This window comes from Pseudomonas sp. SbOxS1, from assembly GCF_013416725.1.
Classification (GTDB): domain Bacteria; phylum Pseudomonadota; class Gammaproteobacteria; order Pseudomonadales; family Pseudomonadaceae; genus Aquipseudomonas.
On record NZ_JAAVXC010000057.1, the window covers coordinates 1 to 8,039 of the forward strand.

General features: G+C 58.3%; 6 protein-coding genes. 3 read left to right on the top strand and 3 right to left on the bottom strand.

The features are described from left to right. The first annotated feature begins 337 nt into the window (after nt 1-337). The 3 genes from HFK74_RS31910 to HFK74_RS31920 are packed head-to-tail and all read left to right on the top strand — an operon-like array spanning nt 338 to nt 4,529. Nucleotides 338-2,050: an FAD-binding protein gene (locus HFK74_RS31910; RefSeq protein ID WP_180207027.1), complete on the top strand. Its 1,713-nt coding sequence runs from the start codon at nt 338-340 to the stop codon at nt 2,048-2,050. Between the two features lie 8 nt (nt 2,051-2,058). Beyond that, nucleotides 2,059-3,759, top strand: a complete 1,701-nt coding sequence (locus tag HFK74_RS31915; protein ID WP_180207029.1) for an FAD-binding protein — start codon at nt 2,059-2,061, stop codon at nt 3,757-3,759. After that, the gene (locus HFK74_RS31920) at nt 3,756-4,529 is read left to right on the top strand and encodes an SDR family oxidoreductase (protein ID WP_180207031.1); all 774 of its coding nucleotides are present in this window, start codon (nt 3,756-3,758) and stop codon (nt 4,527-4,529) included. The genes HFK74_RS31915 and HFK74_RS31920 overlap by 4 nt, the downstream gene beginning before the upstream one ends. Before the next feature lie 189 nt (nt 4,530-4,718). On the opposite strand, the gene HFK74_RS31925 is transcribed toward HFK74_RS31920, so the two are convergent. The 3 genes from HFK74_RS31925 to HFK74_RS31935 all read right to left on the bottom strand — a co-directional run. Further along, nucleotides 4,719-5,840: a hypothetical protein gene (locus tag HFK74_RS31925; protein WP_306669932.1), complete on the bottom strand. Its 1,122-nt coding sequence runs from the start codon at nt 5,838-5,840 to the stop codon at nt 4,719-4,721. 799 nt (nt 5,841-6,639) lie between these two features. Then, nucleotides 6,640-7,212: a lysozyme inhibitor LprI family protein gene (locus HFK74_RS31930; protein WP_180207035.1), complete on the bottom strand. Its 573-nt coding sequence runs from the start codon at nt 7,210-7,212 to the stop codon at nt 6,640-6,642. Next, nucleotides 7,194-8,039: pesticin C-terminus-like muramidase (locus HFK74_RS31935; RefSeq protein WP_257230495.1), on the bottom strand; the 846-nt coding region annotated here is incomplete at its 5' end. The genes HFK74_RS31935 and HFK74_RS31930, both read right to left, overlap by 19 nt.

Sequence of the window (8,039 nt, forward strand, 5' to 3'; positions counted from 1 at the left end):
CGCTGGGCCATGGATGGCCCATCGCGGCGACCCACGGAGCAATGCCTTCGTTACGGCATACCGAGCCCTAGCGAGGCACCGAGTGGTGGGGCAAAGCCTTTTGCTTACTTTTTGCTGGGCCGGCACTCCGGCGTTTGAAAAAGTGAGTCGCCGTAAGGGCGAAACCATAAGTCGCCGTTACCGCAGCAATGGATATACACCCAATCCCCTAGGCCCCCCCTAGTCCACTTTGACGATGAGCCCATCCCCCCGCACCCCCGATCATGAACTGCACTCCGCCAGCGCACCCCGCGTGGTCGGCGGTATTTTTCTGACCTCAGCTAATGGCATAACAACAATGACGGCTCAAGTTCAGTCTCAGACCCAATACGACGTGATCGTCGTCGGCTCGGGCGCAGGTGCGATGACTTCGGCGGTGTTCCTCGCCGACCAGGGTATGCGCGTGCTGGTGGTGGAGAAAAGCAGCCAGTACGGTGGTACCTCGGCGATCTCCGGGGGCGGCATCTGGATTCCCAACAACCACTATTTCGCGCGCATGAAGGGCAACGACAGCTACGCCACCGCCCTGACTTACCTGAAGGCGGCGGCGGGCGAGCATGTCGGTGAAACGCGCCTGCGTGCCTACCTGGACAATGCGCCGAAGATGATCGAACAGCTCACCCGCATCAGTCGGGTGCGTTACGCGGTGGCGGCCAAATACCCTGATTACTATCCGCACCTGCCGGGCGCCCTGGCGGGTGGGCGGACCCTCGATCCGGAATTGTTCGACACCAGCCTGTTGGGTGATGAGGAACTGGCGAACCTGCGCAAGCCGTCGCCTTCGACCCTGTTGATGGGTCGCATCGCCTGGACGGCGCGCGATGCGCACAAGGCCATGGCCCGTAGCTTCGGCTGGCGCGTGCTGATCATGAAGCTGATGCTGCGCTACAAGCTGGACTTCAAATGGCGGCGCAAGAGCAAGATGGATCGCCGCGCGTCCCTGGGTAGCTCGTTGGTGGCGTCGTTGCGCCGCTCGCTGATGGACCGCGACGTGCCGCTGTGGCTCAACACCGATTTCTGCGGCCTGATCACCGACAACGGTCGGGTCAGCGGCGTCACCGTGCGCCGTGACGGTGCCGAGCTGCAACTGCAGGCGCGCCACGGGGTGATCCTGGCCTCCGGTGGCTTCGAACAGAGCCAGGCCCTGCGCGACCAGTACCTGCCCAAGCCAACCCGCAAGGCCTGGAGCGCGACACCGCCCGGCAACAACACCGGCGCGGCGCTGGAAGCCGGTATCGCCGAGGGCGCGGCCACCGCGCTGATGGATTGGGCCTGGTGGGCGCCGACCATTGCCGTGCCAGGAGAAGACAAGCCCCGGGGGATCTTCGCCGAGCGTGCGTTCCCCGGCGCCATCGTGGTCAACGGCCTGGGGCACCGCTTTGTCAACGAAGCCGCGCCTTACCTGGAATTCGTCGATGCCATGCATCGTGACAACCAGAAAACCGGCGGCAAGTCGGTGCCGGCCTGGGTGATCTTCGACGCGCATTTCCGTTTCAACTACGCCATGGGGCCGTTGATGCCGGGACAGATCATGCCCGACAGCCGCCTGCGCAAGGAGTGGCTCAATAACCTGTACTGGAAGGGCGACACCCTGGCAGACCTTGCCCGACAGATCGGCGTCGACAGCCTCGGCCTGGAAGCCACCGTGGCCAAGGTCAACGACTATGCAGGTTCCGGTGTGGACCTCGACTTTGCCCGTGGCGGCAACGTCTTCGACCGCTATTACGGCGACAGTAACGTCAAGCCCAACCCGTGCCTGGCGCCCCTGCGCAAAGGCCCGTATTACGCCATGCGCCTGGATGCCGGGGACATCGGCACCAAGGGCGGCCTGTTGACCAACGAACATGCCCAGGTGGTGCGCGAAGATGGCAGCGCCATCGCCGGCTTGTACGCCATCGGCAACTGCTCGGCGTCGGTGATGGGCACCAGCTATCCGGGGGCGGGTGGCACCCTGGGGCCGGCGATGACCTTCGGTTATGTCGCCGCCAATCACCTGGCCAGCCAGCGCTAGGAGGGCCTATGTCAATGTCCGATAACCTCCCCAGCACCGACGTGCTGCCACCCTTGCAAGTGGCCGATGGCGACAGCCTGTCCTGGGACGAACAATGCGACGTGTTGGTCGTCGGCTGGGGGGCGGCCGGGGCCTGCGCCGCGCTGGAGGCACGCGCCCAAGGTGCCGACGTGCTGATCGCCGATCGCTTCACCGGTGGCGGTGCCAGCGCCAAGAGTGGCGGGGTGGTGTACGCCGGTGGCGGCACGCGTCATCAACAGGCGGCGGGCTTCAACGACAGCCCCCAGGCCATGTTCGATTACCTCAAGCATGAAACCGGGGGCGTGGTCAGCGATGACACCCTGCGGCGTTTTTGTGCTGACAGCGTGAGCAACCTTGAGTGGCTGGAAAGCCACGGCGCGCCCTACGCCCACCAGATGCCACCGGGCGGGGGAAAGACTTCGTACCCGCCCGACGGCTACTTCCTCTATTACTCGGGTAACGAATTGGTACCTGACCACGGCGGCCCCTTGCCGCCTGCACCACGAGGGCATCGCACCGTTGGCAAAGGGCAGGGCGGTGCGGTGCTTTATGCACACTTGAAGGCAGCGTGCCTGAAGGCCGGAGCGAAAACACTGTTGCAGGCGGCGGCGCGACGGCTGGTGGTCGATCCCCAGGGGCGGGTGCTGGGCGTCGAATTGTGGTGCCTGCCCGAAGGCAGCAAAGAGGCTCAACTGCATGCGCGTCTGGCCGCCCGCGCCGAACGCCTGCAGAACTTCGCCCCTGGCTATTGCAACAAACTGCGCCAGAAGATCTGCCAGCTCGAACGCGACTTCGCTCGACCACGGCGGGTGCAGGCACGCCACGGGGTGATCCTGAGCACCGGCGGCTTCATCTTCAATCGCCAGTTGCTCGAACAGCACGCGCCGAAATTCCGCCGCAACTTCAAGGTCGGTGCCACCGGCTGCGATGGCAGCGGCTTGCGCCTTGGCGCCAGTGTCGGCGGCCAGGGCTCCGGGCTTGAGCGGGTATCGGCGTGGCGCTTCATCAACCCGCCATACAGTTGGCACAAGGGCATCGTGGTCAACCGCGAGGGCCGACGCTTCTGCAATGAAGAAGTCTATGGCGCCACCCTCGGCCAGCCGTTGATGGAAGAGCAGGGCGGCAAGGCGTGGCTGGTGCTCGATGCGCCGTTGCGCAAGAAGGCCATTCGCGAAGCGCTGTTCGGTGGCTACTGGTGGTTCCAGAGTTTCCCGGCCCTGGCGCTGATGCTGTTCAAGGTGCGCAAAGGCAAGAGCCTGAGCGAGTTGGCCAGCGTGACCTCCATGGACCCCGCCGTATTGCGTGCGTCGGTGCTGGCCGCCAACGCCGCCGCCCGTGGCGAAGCGCCGGAGCCGTTCGGCAAGTCCGAGGGTGGGCGCCAGGTGCTTGAGCAAGGGCCGTTCTATGCCTGCGATATCTCCGTGACCAATCCGGTCTTCCCCCTGGGAGCCCTGACCCTGGGCGGCTTGCGCGTGGATGAGCGCAGTGGCGCGGTGCTGGATCAACAGGGGCAAGCCATCAGTGGCCTGTACGCAGCCGGGCGCAGTGCCCTGGGTGTTCCGTCGCACCTGTACATCAGTGGCCTGTCCCTGGCCGACTGCGTGTTCTCCGGTCGTCGTGCCGGCGCTGCCGCCGCCCACCCGCACCGCCAGCAAGCCGAAACGATCCACACACACGAGATGACATGATGATCGACAACAAGATGGGGCGGGTTCACGGTAAGGTTGCGCTGGTCACCGGCGGCGCCAAGGGCATCGGCGCCGCGAGCGTGCGCCTGCTGGCGGCCGAAGGCGCCCAGGTGCTGATCAGCGACCTGGACGTCGAGGCCGGCCAGGCCCTGGCCGCCGAAATCGGGCCGACGGCAGCCTTCGTTCGCCAGGACGTCAGTAGCGAAGAGCAGTGGCGCCAGGTCATCGACCATGTGCGCGAGCGCTACGGTCGCCTGGATATCCTGGTCAACAACGCCGGCATCCTGATCTGCGGTTCGATTGAAGAAACCACCCTGGCGGACTGGCACAAGATGCTGCGGGTCAATGCCGACAGCGTGTTTCTGGGCTGTCGCGAAGGCATCGCGTTGATGAAGGACAGCGGTGGCTCGATCATCAACCTGTCGTCCATCGCGGCCCTGGCCGGACGCGATGATTACGCAGCCTACAGCGCCTCCAAGGGCGCGGTGGCGGCGTTGTCGCGTTCGGTGGCAGCGCTTTGCCGGCGACGCAAATACCGCATCCGCTGCAACACCCTGCACCCCGATGGCGTACTCACCGACATGACCCGCGGCAGCCTCCCCCAAGGCATCGACCCGAACCGCCTGACCATCGACAGCGACCCGATGAACCGCATGTGCCGGCCTGAAGATGTGGCGGCCAGCGTACTGTTCCTGGCCAGCGATGAATCCCGGGCGATCAATGGTGTCGAGTTGCGTGTTGATAGTGGGCAGATGGTGATGGGGATCTAGCGGCTGATGTGGCCCTTGTAGGAGCGAGGCTTGCCCGCGAAGAACGATGACACGGTGTCACAGTCCACGGGTAAGCCGGATCGCCGCCCGCGTGCTCCTGCAGGCGAAGGCGTATCTGAATCAGACGGCTTGTGCGCCTTGGGGTGGCTCGGAAACCTGGTTAGCCTCACTGATCTTCAGTGATCAGGTTTAGTCGCCCAGGCAAGGTTGAATGGGTGATACCGGCATCAACACCGTGCCCCACAGCCCATCTGCAGCAGCACCGCCACTGAAGATGAATTGCGACCCAGCACCGCGCTGGACGGCCTGCGTCCCGGCACCGATGGCTAGCCAAGGCGACGCGCAGCCTGGATGACCCAACATTGCATCGAGGTTGCACAGCCCCGTCTTGTTGGCTGACATGGGCACTTTGGACAATACGCTGGCGATGGCGACAGCCCGTTGCGCGTCGATGCCCACTCGCCAAACTCGCTCGATCGATGTCGATTCAAGCGGCACCCAATCAAGGGCCTGGCGCGTGGCATAAAGCAGGTCATCGGAGGAGGGCGTGCGTTCCTGCTCCGGGCGGTGAAGATAGGCTATGGGCGGTAAGGTGGTTTGCGTCAGGCGGTTACCAAGCAACAACCCGACGGCAGCTTCCGCCGTGCCTTCAGGCTGCTGCGGGGCAAACTGCACGGCCACCACCAGCAGCAACGCCCGATCGCGGATACGTTGGTCGAGCCACTGGTCCAGTGCAGCCAGTTCGCGGCCATCGACAGGGGTAACGGGCTGGCGAATGTCGGATTCGCGCCACGCCTGTTGCCAGACTCGGCGCCACTGGTTCTCCGCTAAACCGGTATCGACGTCCAGCAACAGGGCCAGTGGTTGATCGGCAGGCAACTGCGCCAAGGTGGGTGCCAGGTCGGCGAGCGTCTGTGCCCAAATACTCAGCAACAGCGCTTCCGGATTTTCATCTGCATCGCAGGATAAACAACTATGGCGCAGCGTTGCTCCATCCAATCTGGATGCTTGAGACTTCAGCGCTATCGCCCCACTCAAAAGAGCTTCCAGCTGTGTTACCGGTTCATCTGCAGGTTCTTGAAGCGCCGTCTGCAAACTCACTGCCAACACCTGTTGCGAGCGACGCCCCTGACGAATTTTGCGGGTCAGGTCTTCTTCACGAGCTTCATCCCACCCTTCGGCGGCACCGTGTTCGCCTACGTACAAAAGCATTCGCCCGAAACCCAGCACGCACCAACCCAGGATTGGAAAGCCCAAGGCCAAGTGCCATAAATCCGAAGGCTGCTCGGGCAAGGTTTCATCGCCGAACAACAACGTTCCTCCTGCGCCCAGCAAACAAAACAGCAACAACAGGCTGAGCCAAAGCAAAAAACGAGGTGGTTGGGGGTACAGTGCGGGAGGAGGCACTTTATCCAGTCTGATTGGCATGATTAACTTATTCTCGTTTCAAATTAGGAACGCTATTTGTGAAGTTGCTATCAGGCGGAAATATAAAGCCGGACCCTCTAACCAAATTATCGTCTATATCTTTTATCGCTTCACTGACAATTGATTTTCTTCCAAAAGAATTTCCAGTGCATGTGTGAGTCATCACAGGCCTATTCAAGTTGGTCACGTCCAAAAAAGCCTTCGCCCCTAGCGTCTCCTGCGGAACACCAAAAACATAAGCATACCCTGACGATCTAAATCCAAAATATATCGTATGTGTTGCAGTATCTATCCACCGAAAAACCGGATTTTCGCTTGAGAAGCTTTTCATTAACTCAATCGTTGGTCTCGTGCCAAATCGATAAAGCATCGTCTCGCGATCAGCACTAGCACAAAAAGATAAAGTTCTATTTTTATTCTCGTCCAACTTGCATGACGCAACCATGATTTCTCAGGATTACACAAATTATCCTTGTATTCATTTGCTCTCGCTTCTCTGAGATCCAAGGTCAGAATAAAGCAGGGGAGCAGCTTTAATAAATTCATTCCAAATTCAATTTTTGTCATTGAAATAGCTCCGTGCACTGTGCGCAAAAAAAACCTCCCTGTCTAAATGATCTTCGAGTGCAGGCTTGCATCTTAAGCTTTCTAAGTGAATAGCTTTCGATACGCAGCCTCATATCTACATCGCCTGAAATTTCATTCGGATCCGACAGATTTTTTCGTCTTCTGCATGAATGGCGTCTGTTAGCTCACAATTTTTATTGTAGTAGTCAGTCTCTTCAGGGTTTTTTTCTAAACTATCTATGTGCGAAAATATTTCTTCCCTCGTCATGGAAGAAATCTTCTTCATGATGGAAAGTGAGCTATAGAAGCCGTCGCCGTTAATGCCTGTATCTAAATACAATAACTCCACCAATCTTGATGATGTCAAAGAAGCTAGGCACAGTATTCTTTCAATTCCAGCCTCTTCACCTGGTAATATAGAGTCGTAAATATTTTCGCAGTGAGCATCCCTGTATTTAATCCAAGCCCGCTCACCATCCAAAAGCAAAGTTCTATGAATAAATTTCGGGTTCGCACCCAGTGCTGAATATTGCTCGTTAAGTTTTTTATCTATTTTTTTGTAGGCAGTATCCGCACATTGCAAAATGTCTTTAGTAATAGAGCTTTCTTTATCGCAATCTCCGTCAGCAAAACTTGAAGAAATCCAAAAAACACTGAAAACGCAAAGCGTCAGTTCCAGCAATCGCATTTCAAACCTCTCTCAAAAAGTTTAGCTTCATCTTCTCGTCTGGTTATTAGCCCTCCAAGCCCGGCTTTTCCCTCCCAAAGTCTTTTCATTGAGCGAAATCTAGATGGGATTTTTTCGGGGCTTCGATTCAATAAGTCTTCGTAAATTTGCTTCATCTCCAATCGAGAGTCAGTATTTGGTCGGGTAAATGAGTTTCCTCTATTAACTACAAGAGACAGCAATGCTCCTTGGCAGTGTGGATGCAAAACCATCACTCCGGGATAAGCATCAATCACTAGCTGCGCATAGCGTTTTTTCATTCTGACGGCAAGAGCTATAGCGTTATCCTTGCTAATTGATATTTGGCTAACGGAACTTAAGATGCTTCTCGCTTGGTCCCCTTGTCTCCCGACAGCGCCTATTAAAGTTTCAATGTCGGACTGAGCATAGAGTTGAGAAAGATCTTGACGAACTTGCAATGCTGATTGCTGCCCTAAATCATACCCATACCCAATAGTTACTCCGCTGGCACCAGCCGGCACATAAGGGTATTCGCTATATCCCTCCTTTTCCAAAATAAACTGAAATGATTCTTTTGAAACGATAAGGAGCCCAGCCAACCCCTCCAACTCATAAGTTTCAACAACACACTCTTTAGGGCACTCCGTATTAAATTTTGAAACTAATCCAACCGGATGGAAGTGATACGCACTCCCCCATGAAGGCAACCCCACCTTTTCCGCGACGTCCCTCCACCACCCCAGCTCTGCAATCCGCTGCTTCTCCGCGAGCCAGTTCAAGTGCGGCGTCGAGCCGCTATGGCCGAGGAGCTCATCCAGGGCGTCCCA